Annotated in this window: 16 protein-coding genes; 15 read left to right on the top strand and 1 reads right to left on the bottom strand. The window is 67.3% G+C overall.

Annotated features, from left to right (window positions below):
- Nucleotides 1–382: 382 nt before the first annotated feature.
- From KI385_RS38705 to KI385_RS38770, 14 genes are all read left to right on the top strand, one after another.
- Nucleotides 383–1033, top strand: a complete 651-nt coding sequence (locus tag KI385_RS38705; protein WP_238576688.1) for a DUF2291 family protein — start codon at nucleotides 383–385, stop codon at nucleotides 1031–1033.
- On the top strand, nucleotides 1033–2601 hold the full coding sequence (locus tag KI385_RS38710; RefSeq protein ID WP_238576689.1) for a sugar ABC transporter ATP-binding protein: 1569 nt from the start codon (nucleotides 1033–1035) through the stop codon (nucleotides 2599–2601). Before KI385_RS38705 ends, KI385_RS38710 begins: the two co-directional genes overlap by 1 nt.
- Nucleotides 2598–3668 carry an ABC transporter permease gene (locus KI385_RS38715; protein ID WP_238576690.1) on the top strand — a complete coding sequence of 357 codons (1071 nt, stop codon included), beginning with the start codon at nucleotides 2598–2600 and terminating at the stop codon, nucleotides 3666–3668. The genes KI385_RS38710 and KI385_RS38715 overlap by 4 nt, the downstream gene beginning before the upstream one ends.
- 104 nt (nucleotides 3669–3772) lie before the next feature.
- On the top strand, nucleotides 3773–4756 hold the full coding sequence (locus KI385_RS38720; RefSeq protein WP_238576691.1) for a D-ribose ABC transporter substrate-binding protein: 984 nt from the start codon (nucleotides 3773–3775) through the stop codon (nucleotides 4754–4756).
- A 90-nt stretch (nucleotides 4757–4846) separates the two neighbouring features.
- Complete coding sequence (locus KI385_RS38725; RefSeq protein WP_238576692.1) at nucleotides 4847–5902, top strand: zinc-dependent alcohol dehydrogenase; 1056 nt, start codon at nucleotides 4847–4849, stop codon at nucleotides 5900–5902.
- Nucleotides 5899–6903 (top strand): NAD(P)-dependent oxidoreductase, encoded by a 1005-nt coding sequence (locus KI385_RS38730; protein WP_238576693.1) that lies wholly within the window; start codon nucleotides 5899–5901, stop codon nucleotides 6901–6903. Before KI385_RS38725 ends, KI385_RS38730 begins: the two co-directional genes overlap by 4 nt.
- Nucleotides 6904–7560 (top strand): bifunctional 4-hydroxy-2-oxoglutarate aldolase/2-dehydro-3-deoxy-phosphogluconate aldolase, encoded by a 657-nt coding sequence (locus tag KI385_RS38735; RefSeq protein ID WP_238576694.1) that lies wholly within the window; start codon nucleotides 6904–6906, stop codon nucleotides 7558–7560. It abuts the gene before it with no gap.
- The gene (locus KI385_RS38740; protein ID WP_238576695.1) at nucleotides 7557–8483 is read left to right on the top strand and encodes a shikimate dehydrogenase family protein; all 927 of its coding nucleotides are present in this window, start codon (nucleotides 7557–7559) and stop codon (nucleotides 8481–8483) included. The genes KI385_RS38735 and KI385_RS38740 overlap by 4 nt, the downstream gene beginning before the upstream one ends.
- 5 nt (nucleotides 8484–8488) lie before the next feature.
- Nucleotides 8489–9460: a phosphotriesterase family protein gene (locus tag KI385_RS38745; RefSeq protein ID WP_238576696.1), complete on the top strand. Its 972-nt coding sequence runs from the start codon at nucleotides 8489–8491 to the stop codon at nucleotides 9458–9460.
- Nucleotides 9461–9474: 14 nt separating this feature from the next.
- Entirely contained in the window at nucleotides 9475–10245 is a 771-nt protein-coding gene (locus KI385_RS38750) for an SDR family NAD(P)-dependent oxidoreductase (protein WP_238576697.1), read from the top strand.
- 58 nt (nucleotides 10246–10303) lie between these two features.
- Nucleotides 10304–10921: a glucose-6-phosphate isomerase family protein gene (locus tag KI385_RS38755; protein ID WP_238576698.1), complete on the top strand. Its 618-nt coding sequence runs from the start codon at nucleotides 10304–10306 to the stop codon at nucleotides 10919–10921.
- Complete coding sequence (gene deoC / locus KI385_RS38760; RefSeq protein ID WP_238576699.1) at nucleotides 10914–11612, top strand: deoxyribose-phosphate aldolase; 699 nt, start codon at nucleotides 10914–10916, stop codon at nucleotides 11610–11612. The genes KI385_RS38755 and deoC overlap by 8 nt, the downstream gene beginning before the upstream one ends.
- The gene (locus tag KI385_RS38765; protein WP_238576700.1) at nucleotides 11605–13101 is read left to right on the top strand and encodes a xylulokinase; all 1497 of its coding nucleotides are present in this window, start codon (nucleotides 11605–11607) and stop codon (nucleotides 13099–13101) included. The genes deoC and KI385_RS38765 overlap by 8 nt, the downstream gene beginning before the upstream one ends.
- A gap of 57 nt (nucleotides 13102–13158) precedes the next feature.
- Nucleotides 13159–13389: a DUF2180 family protein gene (locus KI385_RS38770; RefSeq protein WP_238576701.1), complete on the top strand. Its 231-nt coding sequence runs from the start codon at nucleotides 13159–13161 to the stop codon at nucleotides 13387–13389.
- A gap of 326 nt (nucleotides 13390–13715) precedes the next feature.
- Here the strand turns inward: KI385_RS38770 and KI385_RS38775 are convergent, their stop codons facing one another.
- Nucleotides 13716–13871: a hypothetical protein gene (locus tag KI385_RS38775; RefSeq protein ID WP_238576702.1), complete on the bottom strand. Its 156-nt coding sequence runs from the start codon at nucleotides 13869–13871 to the stop codon at nucleotides 13716–13718.
- 622 nt (nucleotides 13872–14493) lie between these two features.
- On the opposite strand from KI385_RS38775, the gene KI385_RS38780 reads away from it, so the two are divergent.
- On the top strand, nucleotides 14494–15333 hold the full coding sequence (locus KI385_RS38780) for a DUF5655 domain-containing protein (protein ID WP_238578030.1): 840 nt from the start codon (nucleotides 14494–14496) through the stop codon (nucleotides 15331–15333).
- Nucleotides 15334–16141: the final 808 nt, after the last annotated feature.

Genomic DNA, 16141 nt, shown 5'->3' on the forward strand with positions numbered 1-16141 from the left:
CGCATCCCTTCCATGCGACGTTCGCTCCGGGAATGTACGCAATTCCCACGTAGCCGCCGCCCGTCTGTTCCGGTCTGATTCCGGCCGGACTGTCCGACAGCCGAGATGCGTGGAACAGCGCCTGCAGCGCACCCGCGCACACCCACCGATGGCTGCCTTGACCTGCGTAGATGTCCCGCACGGCTATGTCCCCGCCGCTGGCGCTCGACGGTTCCCGTCAATCCACTCCTCAAAAGGTAGAGACAGGATCTTGCCATCCTGTACGTACAGGATTACTTTGTGAGGACCTCGTTAACGGAAGGCCACGGCCTCGTTTCAGGAAGGAGCGCCACATGTCCTGTGGATCGCTCGGGTTCGGGGCAGCTCGGTGGGGGACGGAGAGATGACCACCATCAAGGCAACGGCGTTCACCCGGCGCCGGGCTCTCAAGGCGGCAGCCGGTGGAGTCCTGCTGGTCGGCATGGTTCTGAACACCACGGTGATCAGTGACTCGGCGGCGCATGAGGCGACCCCTGGCGCGTTCAGCCCTGCCGCATTCGCCGAGCAGCGCTTCGCTTCGAAGGTCGTTCCGGAAATCGACCGCAAGGCCGCACCCCTGGCTGACGTTGCAAAGGCAATCGCGGCGGAGCCATCGGCTGCGGCGAAGAATTATGGGGCCGCGCGGAGCGCCTCGGCCCTGGTCTTCTCGGTGACGTTCAGCGGTACGGCCGGCAAGGCCGATGACACCGGTCTGATGCCGGTGACCGTGCAAGGTCTCCCGCCCGGCACCAAGGTGTTCGTCCAGACAGGGCCGGCGATCAATGGCACGGCTGTCCGTGATGCCACCAAGCAGGTGAAATTCGGCGACTTCAAGAACCAGGTCGAGTACCAGAACGTCGGCGCCGAGCTCAATGAGCAGGTCAAAAAGATCGTACTCGGCAAGGTGGATAGGGCGTCCCTGAATGCTCACACCGTCGCGGTCACGGGTGTCTTCGAATACGTCAATCCGACGGCCTTCATCGTCACTCCGGTCAAGATCTCGGAGGAGAAGTGATGGACGACGCGAACGTCGAAATGGCCGACGGGAAATTCATACTCGAGGCGCGTGACATCGAGAAGCGGTACGACGGCACCTATGCCCTCAAAGGAGTGAACTTCGGTGTTGCCCGGGGGAAGGTGACGACGCTGTTCGGTGAGAACGGCGCCGGCAAATCCACCCTGATGAAGATCCTTGCAGGCATCCAGAAGCCGACCGCGGGATCACTGCTCATGGACGGGCAGCCGCTGGAACTCGAATCGGCGGCACACGCGCGGGATCTCGGGATCTGCATCATCCACCAGGAGCTGAGCCTGTGCCCGAACCTGAGCGTGCGCGACAACCTGTTCATGGGGCGCGAGGCCGTCCGCTTCGGGAACCTCGTGGACTACGGCGCCGAGAGCCGCGTCGTGCGCGCTCTCATGGAGCGGCTGCAGGAGGAGATCTCCCCTGACACGCTGGTCGGCGATCTGCGGGTCGGACAGCAGCAGATCGTGGAGATCGCCCGGGCGCTCTCGCTCGACGCGCGGGTGCTCATCATGGACGAGCCCACCTCCGCGCTGAGCGCCTCCGAAGTCGAGGTGCTATTCGGGGTGATCGAGGACCTCACGGCCGCAGGGGTGTCGATCGTCTACATCTCGCACCATCTGGAGGAGGCGCTCCAGGTCTCCGACCGCGTCGTGGTCCTGCGCGACGGCGAGATCGTGGACCGGGCCGACGCGGCCGATGTCGACCTGGCCTGGGTCGTTTCACGGATGGTCGGCCGCAGCTTCGACCTGGGGGAGCCTCCTGCGTACGAGGACTTCGCCGAGACCGTGCTGAGCATCGAGGACGTCGGCGTTCTGGACACTGCCAGCCCCGAGCGCCTCTGCGTCGACGGATTGACCCTGAAGGTGCGCGCCGGCGAGATCGTCTGTCTCTACGGGCTGATGGGTGCCGGCCGGACCGAACTGCTGGAAGCGCTCGCCGGGAGAACGCCGCTCGCGCGGGGCAGGGTCCTGCTGTCCGGCCAGGACCTCAGGGGCTTGCCGATCGACGAGCGCATCGAACTGGGTCTCGCCCTGGTCCCGGAGGACCGTCAGCGGGACGGCTTGGTCCAGTCCCTGTCCGTCGGGCAGAACCTGTCGCTGTCCAGCCTGTCCTCCTGCGTCAAGCGCCTGTTGATCAACAAACAGGCCGAACGGCAGCGGATCGCCCGAGGCATCCGCGACATCCGGGTCAAGACCGCCGGCCCGGGGGCGCCGATCGGATCACTGAGCGGCGGCAATCAGCAGAAGGTCGTCATCGGCAAGATGCTGCTCACCGACCCGAAGGTGCTCCTGCTCGATGAGCCAAGTCGCGGTATCGACATCGGCGCGAAGACCGAGATCTTCCACCTGCTCGCAGAGCTCGCGAAACAGGGGCTCGCCGTCGTCTATTCGACATCCGAGGTCCTTGAGTGCCTGGGCGTGGCGAACCGGGTCGTCGTGATGAGCAAGGGAAAGATCGCGGCGGAATTCGATGCCGCCGATGCCACCAAGGAAAGAATCATGGCCGCATCCGGTGAAAAGGAAATGCCGCCGGTATCGGTGGAAGGTGTCCAATGAGTTCATCCACTGCACTTGTACGTAAGCCCGCGTGGCTGTCCGGGGGCCTCGACCTCAGAGCGCTACTGCTTGAGGGCCGCGCATTCTTCGCACTCATCGCCATCACGGTCTTCTTCTCGCTTCTGTCGCCGAACTACTTCACGGCCGGCAACCTCCTGATGATGTCGCAGCACGTGGCGCTCTACGCGATCCTTGCGATCGGGATGCTCTACGTCGTCCTCAACGGCGGCATCGACCTGTCCGTCGGCTCCACCGTCGGCCTCAGCGGCGTGATCGCGGGATTCCTCCTGCAAGGCGTCGACCTCCCGGGCGTCGGTCGCGCGTACCCCTCGGTCTGGGTGATCGTTGTCTGCACGCTTGCCGTCGGATCCCTCGTCGGGCTCATCAACGGCCTCTTGATCGCGAAGTACAAGGTCGCGCCCTTCGTGGCCACCTTGGGCATGCTCTACGCGGCGCGCGGTGTGGCGCTGCTCATCACCAACGGCTCGACCTATCCCGACCTCCAGGGATCCGCGCAGTTCGGCAACACCGGCTTCAGTCGGGTCGGATTCGACGGCATCCTCGGTGTTCCGACCGGCGTCTTCGTGATGGTGGTGCTGGCCGCGGTGGCCAGTCTCGTCCTCAACAAGACCGTCTTCGGCCGTCGGCTCTACGCCGCGGGCGGCAACGAGCGGGCCGCCGAGCTCTCGGGCATCCCGGTCAAGCAGGTCAAGGTCCGGGTCTATGTGTTCTCGGGTCTGTGCGCGTCCCTCGTCGGCCTGATCCTCACCTCGGAGCTGACCTCCGCGAATCCGACCAGCGGGAACTCCTACGAGCTGACCGCGATCGCCGCGGTCGTCATCGGCGGCGCCAGTCTCATGGGCGGGCGCGGAAACATCCGCGGAACGCTGCTCGGGGCCTTCGTGATCGGGTTCCTGGCCGACGGGCTGATCATCGTCGGCGTCTCCGAGTACTGGCAGATGGTCTTCAAGGGCGCAGTCATCGTCCTCGCCGTCGTGCTGAACGCGATCCAGTACCGCGCAAGAAAGCCCCGAGCCAAGGGAGGCCGCACCTTCCAGGCCCGGTAGGGCGCCGCGCCGGAACGGCAGCCGGCCGCTTCCACGGCACCGCGGTAGCACGACCGATTCACAAACCGACATATTCGCTATATACCAGCAAAAGGAACAGTGAGATGCGTCGAAAGATCGTGGTCACCCTTCTCGCGGCAGCGCTGCTTCCCCTGGCCGCATGTAGCAGTAACTCCGCCGACGGACACCCCAAGGCGGCCGGAACCTCGGCGGGCAACAAGACGATCGAACTCATTACCAACAACCTTGGTGAGGAGTACTGGGCCGCCTCGGCCAAGGCTGTCAAGACCCAGGCCAAGAAGCTCGGATACACCGTCAAGGTCACCAGCCACAATGGTGAGAACAAGAAGGAGAGCGAGCTCGTCGACGCGGCCATCGCCACCAAGCCGGCCGCCGTTCTCCTCGACCCCGCGAACGCCGATGGCTCCATCGGCGCCGTTCGAAAGCTGGTCAAGGCCGAGATACCGGTCTTCATCGTCAATGCCGAGATCAACCAGGAGGGTCTGGCCAAGGCCCAGCTGATCTCCGACAACGCCCAGGGTGCGGCCCTCGGCGCGCAGCGGTTCGCCAAGGTCCTGGGAGGCAAGGGCACCTACGTCCAGCTGAACGGCCCGTCGTCGGACAACAACGCCGTCGCTCGCGCCAACGGCTACAAGAGTGTTCTGTCGCAGTACCCGGGGTTGAAGAACCTCCAGACCCAGTCGATCGCGTGGGACACCGCGGTCGGACGCAACACCACCCAGTCGATGCTTCAGGCCCACCCCGACGTGGACGCGGTCCTGGCAAGCGGTGACGGCTTCGCCGTCGGCGCCGCCTCCGCCCTCGAACAGGCCGGCAAGGCGGGCAAGATCAAGGTCGGTGGCTTCGACGGCTCGCCCGACGCGGTGAAGGCGGTCAAGGCAGGTCACATGTCCTACACCGTCCTGCAGCCGGTGGTGTGGTTCTCCGCGAAGGCAGTCGTCGAGGCCGACCGATTTCTCAAGACCGGCAAGACCGGGGTGGACACCGAGAAGCAGCTGTTCAACTGCAAGCTCATCACACCGGAGAACGTCGACAAGTACATCGCGCCCTACACCCTCGTCAACTAGCGCGCACGGCGCTCACGCGCCCCACCACCCCTCTCCGAATCCCCCGAACGGAACGAAGCTCTGATGTACGCGGCACGTACGCGGCGCCGAGTGGTTTGCACCGCGCCCGACACCATCGAGATCCACACCGAAGCCGTCCCCACGCCTGAGCCCGGAGAAGCGCTCGTCAAGCTCCACGTCTCCGGCGTCTGCGGCTCCGACAAGGCCGGCGCCCACGGCGAGCACGCCTTCTTCAAGCCTCCGTACTACCCCGGCCACGAGGTCGTCGGCGAGGTCGTACAGACCGGCGAAGGCGTCGACAACGTCAGCGTCGGCGACCGGGTCACGGCCGAGCCGACCCTCGTATGCGGGCACTGCAAACCGTGTACGACGGAGCGGGAAAACCTCTGCGAGAACCTGCAGTTCTTCGGGTGCGGGTACCGCGAGGGCGGTATGGCCGACGTGTTCACCATCCCAGCCACCCGACTCCACGTCGTCCCCGAAGACTTCACCGACCACCAGGCCGCCCTCATCGAGCCGCTCGCCACACCGGTGCATGCCGTGCGCCTGGCCGGCGACCTCCGGGACAAGGCGGTGGCCGTCCTCGGTGCGGGAACCATCGGCCTGCTCGTCATGGCCGCGGCCCGGCACCAGGGCGCACGCAAGATCGTGATGACGGACACCCTCGCCGGCAAGCGTGAGCTCGCCCTCCGGCTGGGTGCCGACGCGGTCGTCGACGCCACGCGCACCGACCTCGCCCAGGCCGTCCGAACGGAACTGGGAGAGAGCGCGGACGTCGTCTTCGACTGCGTGTCCATCCAGCCCACCGTCGAGTCGGCGATCCAGATGGTCCTGAAGGGCGGCACCGTGGTCGTCGTAGGAGGCGCCCGGAGGCCGATCACCATCGAGCTCCCCGTCGTGCAGGAGTACCAGGTCCGGATCCAGGGCGCGACCACCTATCGCGCCGAGGACTTCCGGGACGCGATCGACATCATCGCGAGCGGCGAGATCGACGCCGCGGACTTCATCACCGCCACCTTCCCGCTGACCCGCGCGGCCGAGGCGTTCGAGGCGATCGGGTCCGGCGCCGAGGTCAAGATCCTGGTTGTCGCGGAGGAAGACGGCGGCGCGGTCACGGGACACCGGCAGCACGGCGGCCGCTCATGACACCGCCCCCCACCGTGCTGGTGACGAGCCGTTCCTTCTCCTCCGGCGATCTGGACGCACGCGGAGCGCTCGAGTCGGCCGGAGCCCGTGTCATAACCGGCCCCGCCCACCATGCCGTTGACGCCCTCCGCCCCTTGTTGGCGCACGCCACGGCGTGGATCGCGGGAACGGGCCCGATTACCGCCGACCATCTGGACGCCGCGCCCCACCTGCGCCTGATCGCGCGATACGGCGTAGGAGTCGACGCCGTCGACTTTGCCGCGGCGGCCCGACGCAGCATCTTGGTGACCAACACCCCCGGGGCCAACAGCGGTGCCGTCGCCGACCATGCGCTCGCGTTGATGCTCGCCGCGCTGCGCAACGTCACCCGCGGCGATCAGAGGGTCCGAGCCGGCGACTGGAGCGTGAACAGAGCCCGCGAGCTCGGTCGCCTCACGGTCGGCATCATCGGAGCAGGCCGCATCGGGCGCGGAGTGGCCGCGAGGCTGGCGGGCTTCGGAAGCACCGTCCTCGGGCACGATCCCTGGGTTTTGGACTCCGACCTGCGGGCCGCCGGCATCGAGCCCGCGTCGTTGAACGGGATAGCGGACCGCTGCGACATCGTCTCGTTGCACGCCCCCGGCGAGCAGCCTCTGATCGACGCGGCTTGGCTGGCGGCCGCCCGGCCGGGGCTGATCCTCGTGAACACGGCACGCGCCGGCCTCGTCGACGAAGCGGCCCTGGCGAAGGCGCTGGACGAGGGAAAGGTTCGGGTCTACGCCTCGGACACGCTCTCCTCGGAAGCCGGCGAGGCGACCAGCCCCCTGCTCACCGAGGCCCTGGCCGACCGGACGATCTTCACCCCGCACTCCGCGGCACAGACCGTCGAAGCCGTCGACAGCATGAGCCTCGGCACGGTGAGCGCAGTGCTCGCCGTCCTGCGCGGAGATGCCCCGGCGAACATCGTCCCTCTCCCCTCCAGCAAGGCAGCCACCGAGGACGCCACCAAGGAGAAGATCTGAGTGAACCGGACATCAGCGCTTGCCGCCTTGCGCGCCGCGGGAGTCGTCGCCGTTCTGCGGGCTCCCTCGGCCGACCGGGCCGTACGCGCCGTCGACGCCCTCGTCGCCGGGGGGATCACCGGCATCGAGATCACCTACAGCACCCCGGACGCGGCCGACGCGATCCGCGAGATCGACCGACGGTACGGCGCGGGCGTACAGCTGGGGGCCGGAACCGTCCGCACCGCGTCCCAGGCCAAGGAAGCCGTCGCCGCTGGAGCTCGATTCCTGGTCAGCCCCGGTACGGACCCCTCCCTGGCCGAGGCCATGCTTGACACGGGAGCCGCCGCCTTCTTCGGCGCACTGACGCCCAGCGAGGTCATCACCGCCGTGCGGCTCGGCGCACACGCCGTCAAGGTGTTCCCGGCTTCCCTGGGCGGACCCGGATACCTGGCGTCGCTGCGAGGTCCCTTCCCGGACGTGCCGTTCATGCCCACCGGGGGCGTACGCGCCGACAACATCGGCCACTGGCTGCGCTCCGGAGCCGTCGCGGTCGGCGCCGGGAGCGAGCTGTGCTCCGCATCCGCGATGGCCGCCGGTCGCTGGGACGAGATCGAGTACGCCGCGCGGCAGTTCGCCGACGCATTCACCCAGGCCATCACGGAGGGTCGGCGATGACGACGGAACACGACACGCACATGGGCTTCGTCGGTGTCACGACCGGCAGCTCGTCGATCATGAAGGTGTTCCCCAAGTGGGCCGAGGTGCTCGGACTCCCCACGCGCACCCTGCTCGGGCACGACATCGGGCTCGGGGCGCCACGAGAGACTTACCGCGATGTGGTCGGCTCCATCACGGACGATCCCGGCCACCGCGGAGCGCTTGTCACCAGCCACAAGATCGCGGTGTTCGAGGCGGCCCGTGACCTCTTCGACGACCTGGACGACCTCGCCCGGACCTTCGGGGAGATCTCATCCATCGCCAAGCGCGGCACCCGCCTGACGGGCGCGGCGAAGGACCCCGTGACCGTACGACTTGCCCTGGAGGACTTCCTTCCGGCCGCCCACTTCACCACGACCGGGGCCGCGGCCGTGGTCCTCGGCTCCGGCGGCTCCGGCTGCGCGCTGAGCCACCAGCTCGGCGTACGCGGCGACCGGCCTTCCCGCGTGATCTGCACCGCGCGGTCCCAGGAACGGCTGACCCACCAGCGCCAGCTGCACGAGCGGGCCGGCATCGACCCGGCCCTCATGCAGTACGTCGTGACCACCGGCCCCGACGACGTCGACGCGCTCCTGGCCTCCCTCCCCCCGAGCAGCCTCGTGGTCAACGCGACCGGCATGGGCAAGGACCGGCCCGGCTCCCCGGTGGGCAACGCCGGACGGTTCCCCGACAAGGGCGTGGTGTGGGAGTTCAACTACCGCGGCACGCTGGAGTTCCTGCACCAGGCCCGTGCCCAGCAGGACGAGCGCGGTCTGTTCATCGAGGATGGATGGCGGTACTTCGTCCATGGATGGACCCAGGTCATCGCCGATGTCTTCGACATTCCGATGCCGCGGGAGACCGTGGACGAACTGGCCCGAGTCGCCGCCGGCGTGCGCTGATGGCCATGGTCCGCACCGTTCTCGGTGACATCGCGCCGGCCGGCCTCGGCCGCACCGACTACCACGAGCACCTCTTCCAGGACACTCCGCTGCTCCCCGGCGACGAACTCGACGACGAGCAGCGCAGCGGTGCCGAGGCCGGACTGCTCCGGAACTCGGGAATCGCCGCGATGGTCGACGCCACTCCGACCGGACTCGGGCGCGACCCCGCCGCCCTGGCCCGGATCAGCGCCGACCGCGGGCTCCACATCGTCGCCACGACGGGCGCCCACCGCGAAGCGCACTACGGGTCCGGGCACTGGCTGCTCGACCTCACCGAGCAGCAGCTCACCGAGCGGTTCACATCGGACGTCGAGGCGGGGATGCCGGAGGCCGACACACCGGATCACAGCACGGTCGCGCTGGCGACGAACGCTGAACCGGTCCGCGCGGGCGTGCTCAAGGCAGGCATCGGCTACTGGGGCATCTCGCGCTTCGAACAGCGCGTCCTGGCCGCCGTCGCCCAGGCCCACGCCCGGACCGGTGCCCCCGTCATGGTGCACCTCGAGCACGGGAGCGCAACGTTCGAGCTGCTCCACCTCCTCGCCACCTATGGGGTGAGGCCCGACGCCGTCGTCCTGGCGCACATCGACCGCAACCCCGACCCCGTGCTGCACGCCGAACTCGCGGACGCGGGCGCCTACCTGGGTTACGACGGGTTCGCCCGCACCCGCACCTGGCCCGACTCGGCACTGCTCGACTGCTTCGTCCGAGCGGCGGAACTCGGCGCGGCCGGCCGCCTCCTGCTCGGTGGTGACGTCGCGCGCCGCACCCGATACGCCGCCTATGGCGGCATGCCGGGACTGGCCTACCTGGGCGAGCGCATCGTGCCGCGCCTCGTGCGGAGCGGAAACGACAAGCTCGCCGAAATCGCGCTGGTCACCAACCCCGCGCGCCTGCTGGGCCGTATCGACACAGCCGACACCCCGGTCGGCTGATGAAAGGGAACATCATGTACAGGGAAAAGCTCGAACTCGGCGGTCGCGTGGCCGTCGTCACCGGCGGGGCCCGCGGCATCGGGCGCGCGATCGTCGGAGCCCTTCAGGAGATGGGAGCGCGATGCATCATCATCGACATCCTTGACGACCTGGGACGGGCGACGGCCGAGGAGCACTCGAAGACCGGCCGGGAAGTCGACTACATCCACTGCGACGTCAGGGAGGCCGGCACTGTCGCGTCGACGTTCGCCTCGATCGCGGAGCAGCACGGCAGGATCGACATCCTGGTGACCTCCGCCGGTGTCGTGGTCCACACACCCTCCGCCGACATCAGCGAGAGCGACTGGCGGTACGTCCTGGACACCAACCTCGACGGGTCGTTCTGGTGCACGCGAGAGGCCGTACGCCAGATGCAGGCCAAGGGAACGCGTGGCTCGATCGTCACCATCGGCTCCATGTCCGGCCTCATCGTCAACCACCCCCAGATGCAGTCGGCGTACAACGCCTCCAAGGCCGCCGTGCACTCGCTCACCGCAAGCCTGGCCGCCGAGTACGCCACCGACGGCATCCGCATCAACGCCATCGCACCCGGCTACATCCTCACCGACCTCACCAAGGAGGGCGTGCCCGAGGAGTGGCTCACCGAGTGGAAGGCGCACACGCCCACCGGGCGGATGGGCTCCCCGGACGAGGTGGCGTCCGTGGTGGCGTTCCTCGCATCCGATGCCGCGTCCTTCATGACCGGGGCGACGGTCGTCGCCGACGGCGGTTACACCATCTGGTAGCAGCAGTGCCGGCACCCCCACAGAGCAATCACGAGCGAAGGAAAGCGAAGGAACAGCAGTGTCGACACAGGACGTCATGCCCGTACCCGTCCCCGTACCGCCGGTGAAGCTGACGCTGGTGCCCGAGAACGGGGCGCTGACCGGCAACAACGGCCGCTACGAGAAGTACCTGCCCGACCTCAAGGGCCTCTACCGCGACACCGAAGCGTTCGAGGCACTCCTGGCCGACGACGACGGCAAGCCGGTCTACTGGGTGGAGAGCAGCCGGACCGAGGACGGCCCGGGCGGTCTCATCACCGGGGTCAGCGTCCTGGAACCCGGCAAGGTGGGCGACGAGTACTTCATGACCCGCGGCCATCTGCATGCCCAGGCCGATCGATCCGAGCTGTACGTGGGACTGGCCGGCCACGGCGTCATGCTGCTGGAGACACTCGACGGCCAGAGCAAGGCCATCGAGATCAAGCCCGGCGAGGCCGTCTACGTTCCCGGACATTGGGTCCATCGCAGCGTCAACGTCGGCTCCGAGCGGTTGGTCACTCTCTTCTGCTACGCCTCCGACGCCGGCCAGGACTACCAGATCATTGAGCGAGCCGGGGGAATGAAGGAACTCGTCGTCGACGAAGCCGGCCGCTGGACGACCCGTCCCAACCCGGGCCACGGAGGCTACCGTGCCTGAGCAGCCCACCTTCTCGATTACCCAACTCCCGCGCTTCGTCGACATCAGCTGCGTGCAGGCATCCCACAACCGTGCCGACATCGACGAACTGGCCCGTCGGGCCCGCGAGTCGAACTTCGTCAGCGCCCACGTACTGCCGAACTGGGTCCCCTACCTCCGCGATCGCCTCGAAGGCTCACAGACACTTGTCGGCTCGCCCGTCGGCTTCCCTTCCGGGGGAGCCACCACCGCCACCAAGGTCTTCGAAGCCCAGCAACTGCTGGACGCCGGAGCCCAGGAACTGGACGTCGTCGTCAACATCGGCCGACTGCGCTCCGCGGACACCGGCTACGTCACCTCGGAACTCGCACAGATCGCCGCCGTGGTCGACGGCGCGGTACCGCTCCGGGCCATCCTCGAAGTCGGACACCTCACCGAGGAGGAGATCCGCCTTGGGTGCGACTGCGCCGTCGAAGCCGGGATCGACTGGGTGAAGACGGCCACCGGCTGGTCCGGCGTGCCCAGCACGGTCGAGCACATTCGCATCATCGCCGACCAACTGGCCGGCCGCGCCCGGATGAAGGCGGCCGGCGGCATCCGCGACCTCAAGACGGTCCAGGCCATGGCGGACCTCGGAGTCACCCGCTTCGGAATGAACGCCACTGTCGCGAAGGAGCTGGCACAGCAAGCAGCGGAGGCCGAGGGTGTCTGAGCTCGTCCTCGCCCTGGACCTCGGCACCGGAGGATGCAAGACGTCCGTGTGGAGCGCCGAAGGCGAGTGCCTCGCCGAGTCGGTCGTCGACTATCCGACGCTGCACCCCAGAGCCGGATGGAACGAGCAACGCCCCGACGACTGGTGGGACGCCGTCGTCGGGGCGACCCGGACCCTGATGGCGACATCCCCCGAGTGGAAGCAGCGCATCGTGGGCATCGCCGTGTCCGGTCACAGCCTCGGCGCGGTCATGCTGGACACACACCACCGCCCGCTGGGGGAGACCACGCCCATCTGGTCGGACACGCGGGCAACCGAGGAGGCGGCCGAGTACTTCGCTCGCGTCGACGAGGAGTCGTGGTACACGACCACGGGGAACGGCTTCACCCCCGCCCTGTACCCCATCTTCAAGGCAATGTGGTTCCGGCGTCACCGAACCTCGGACTGGTCCGCGACACGTCACCTGGTCGGCTCGAAGGACTACGTCAACCTGCGACTGACCGGCGCCCTGGTGACCGACCACTCCTACGCATCGGGGAGTGGTTGCTACGACCTGCGCGAACGGCGTTACGACGAAACCCTGCTGGCAGCGGCCGGCCTGGAGGTCTCACTGCTGCCACCCATCGTGGAGTCCACGGACCAGGTGGGTGCCCTCACCACGGAGGCAGCCGACCAGCTGGGCCTGCCTCGCTCGACTCCCGTGTTCGCCGGGGGAGTGGACAACGCGTGCATGGCCCTCGGATCCCGTGGGGTCACATCGGGGCGCATGTATGCCTCGCTCGGCTCGTCGAGCTGGATCACGGTCACCTCAGGCGCCCCCGTCCTGGACGCGCACTCCCGTCCCTTCGTGTTCGCGCACGTCGTACCCGGGCTGTACGTCAGTGCGTTGTCCACCTTCAGCAGTGGAACCACCATGACGTGGCTGCGCGATCTGCTGGCTCCCGGCATGGCCATGAGTGACTTCGTCACCGAAGCCTGTACGGCACCGCTGGGCGCTGACGGTCTGTTGTTCCTGCCCATGCTCAGCGGCGGAACGCCATTGGAAGGAGGTACGGAAGCCAGGGGCGTGCTCCACGGCATGGACCTCTCGCACCGCCGACCGCACATCACCAGGGCAGCGCTGGAAGGCATTGCCGCATCGTTGCGGCGCGGGCTCGACATCATCGGAGAGTTCGCGACGGACGACTCCGCGGTTCTCATCTCCGGCGGCGGAAGCCGCCATCCGGGCTGGAACCAGATCTACGCCGACGTTTTCGACGTTCCCCTGCTGAGAACCAAGGTGGACCAGCAGGCCGCCGCGCTCGGTGCGGCAGCCACAGCCCTCGTCGGTGCAGGTGTGTGGCCAAGCTTTGATGAAGCCGAACGGCCACACGTCGCCAAGGAGCGATACGAACCCAACCAGGCCAACGCTGCCAAATACACGACGGTATGCACCCGTTTCAACGAAGCAGTCGTCGCGATGGCCCGGCTACGCCACGCATCCACGTAAACCGGCCCCACACACGTGATCGGCGAAACCAACCCCTCACGCGAACGGAGACCAGCGATGAACTGCTACGACTGCCAGACCCTGGACCAGCCCACGCCCGCAGTCGCCACGTGCCGCGCCTGCGGCGCGGGCATCTGCGCCCAGCACACACACGCCAGGTCGCAGATGCTGCATCGTCTGAACGGAACGGGCGTCGCGACGAAGAATCACGCCGTCCGCCAGCTCCTGTGCGAAAGATGCGCAGCGTCGAACGCACCAACTGGCACCCCCCATCCGGCGCATGGTTGAGCACCCTCTCGCCACACGCGCCGCGGCCGAATCAGATCTTCCCGGCGGCACACCGGCGACCCGCGTCTGCCGGACGCTAGGGACAGATGTGGACAGGGTGTGCCATGGCGGGCTCTGGTGGCCCCGCCCTTCCCGTGCGGACCCTCCGAAGCACTGACCCGTGATCTCCGGTCACCGGTAAGGGCCGCACGGTCACGTCGCCGATCGAGCGCGGAGCAAGGCGGTCGGCCCTGACCGAGACATGAGCCATTGGGGCAGTGGTCAGGGGTTCTGCACCGGCTTGGGGTGTCCCGCGAGGGTGCCTCGGGTGGCATGGTGCGGGGCAGCTAACCGGGGTGTGGGGTGAACTGGCTGGGAAGTTCCTCCAGGAGCCGTCCGAGCGTGTCGGCTTGGGTGAGGGTGGTGGCGGTCGGATTGGGCAGCGTCGGATCGGTCAAGGTCTGGGCCAGGCGTTCGGCGGGGCGTGATCCGGCGCGGATCATCCGAGCGTAGGTGGACGCGTGCTTCGACCACTGGCAGATCTGGATGAGGGTGTGGAGGTGAGATGTGAGACCGTGTCGGGCGTGAGTGAGACGCCGACGCGCACCTTGCAGCATCGCATTGATGGGCCAGAAGACGCCCCGGCCCTGATCACGAGAAGGCGAAACCCCGCCGGTTCGCTCCGGCGGGGGTTCTGTATGTGACGGGTTACGACGGGGTGCAGCATCCGGCGTGGGCACCGTTGTACTCCGGCTCTCCGCTTTCGAGGACACGGAGCAAGGATGCGGTGACGACACGTGTGCTACGTCCGATGCGCAGCACTCGGCACGGGAACTCGCCGCGGCGAACCAGCTCGTAGCCCTTCGCCCGAGAGAAGCCGAATGCCCTGGACGCGTCCTCCACGCTTCCCGTTCCGCCCCAGTGGCGCGGATGTGCATGGGGCTGTGCTGAGCGCTCTGCATCGCATCGTTCTGTATGCGAATTTCTTGCTCTTTCTTCCCTTTCTGGAGGGCTTCGATAGCGGAAATATCCCCGAGTTCCGCGACGTTCTCCTGCGGCATCGTGATCGTGGAGGGGGCGGTGGGCCTGAAGTTGTTCAACACGACAGGCGGCGTGGCCGAGGTCATGGCCCGTCTTGCTGAGGTCGAGGCGGATGTACAGGACCTCATCGAGTCGCACATGGAGACGATGCTGGGGGTCAAGTTCCTGGCAAGCGAGTACGCCATCGACTGCGTCGAGGGTGGGCGGATCGACTCGCTGGGGCTCGACGAGAACTTCGCGCCCGTGATCGTCGAATACAAGCGCGGAACCGATGCCGGTGTGATCAATCAGGGCCTCTACTACATGTCGTGGCTCATGGCTCACAAGGACGCCTTCCGATACCTCGTCCGCGACCGGCTCGGGGCCTCGGCTGCAGCTCAGGTGTTGTGGAGCGCGCCCCGTCTGATTTGTGTCGCCGGAGACTTCACCCGCTACGACGTGCACGCTGTACGTGAGCACCGGCGCAGCATCGACCTGGTCCGCTACCGGTACTTCGGTAGCGCGCACATCGGCCTGGAAACTGTGGCTTCTGTCACCGGCCAGTCGGCCGCCACCAAGCGGGGCCGCCGGCGCACGGCCGGGCTGCCGCCGGCCCGAAGGCCGGACGGCGCGAGGGCGCAGCTGGCGGAGGCGGTCGACGAGGTGCTGCTCGGCCTGGGGGACGGCGTCACCCGGGTCCAGCGCAAGCAGTACGCGGCCTACCAGCGACTGCGGAACTTCGCCTGCGTCTGTCCTCCACAGCAGACCAAGCTCCTCGTCTACCTCAAGGTTGACCCGAAGGGCCTCGACCTTGTTCCTGGGTTCACCCGGGACGTGACGGGGCTCGGCCACCACGGCACGGGTGACTTGGAGGTGCAGCTTCGTACGGAGCGGGACCTGGCGCGGGCCCAGGACCTGTTCCGCCTCAGCTATGCCGTGGCGTAGCTGAGGGCCGTCCCCACGTGCCGTGTCGAGTGTTGGCATGGGCAAGGGCATGTGAACTTGTGGGCTGGCGCGTTGTGCTGCTGCCTTTCGACGTGACGGTTAGGGAATGGCGGTGGATCTCCAATGATGCGGCGGATCCCCGGTTTCGCTAACCGGGGATCCAGTGCTATAAGGACGCGGCACGGTATAGCCGCTACTGCGAGAGACTCGTCCCGGAGGAACCGCCTGTCAGATGGGCCGGAATTCGGCGATACAGTTTTCGTCGCGCCGCGTAGTCGTCCGGATCTTCCTTGTAGCAGTCGAGCCTCTTTCCGGTGCGGCGCGTGAAGCGCACTTGAAGTCTGCCCAACCTTCCGTTGGTGCTGTGGGCGTTGAACCTGCACTCCGAATAGGACTCGGGTAGCCGATCGCAGGAACAGTGCAGACTGGTGCCTGTGATCGGCAGGCCGCACTCCGGATCGGTGAGCAAGTTGATGTACCCCTGATGATGCAACGGCTCTTGCACCAGCGGCTCGTGGATGTATTCGACGATCCAGGTTCGGCCGCCGTCAGGTCCCAGAGGTGGACCGTGTCGCCGAACCGGACGTTCTGGTCGGTGGTGGCGGAGGTCTGGACGAAGATCGGCCCACTCCCGGTTCGCGGGGTTCCGGTTGCGCAACCTGGCCCAGCTGAACACGGCACTCGACGCAACCGTCGACGCGCTGCTCGACCTGCCGGATCGCGCCCCCCAGCTCGTAGGCCCTCCTGCGGTCATCGGCGCACGCCGGTCAGGAGCGGGATAGCTGTGGGAGAAACTGGGAGTTACCAC

Origin of the sequence: Streptomyces inhibens (assembly GCF_022221585.1) — a bacterium.
Lineage (GTDB): Bacteria > Actinomycetota > Actinomycetes > Streptomycetales > Streptomycetaceae > Streptomyces > Streptomyces inhibens.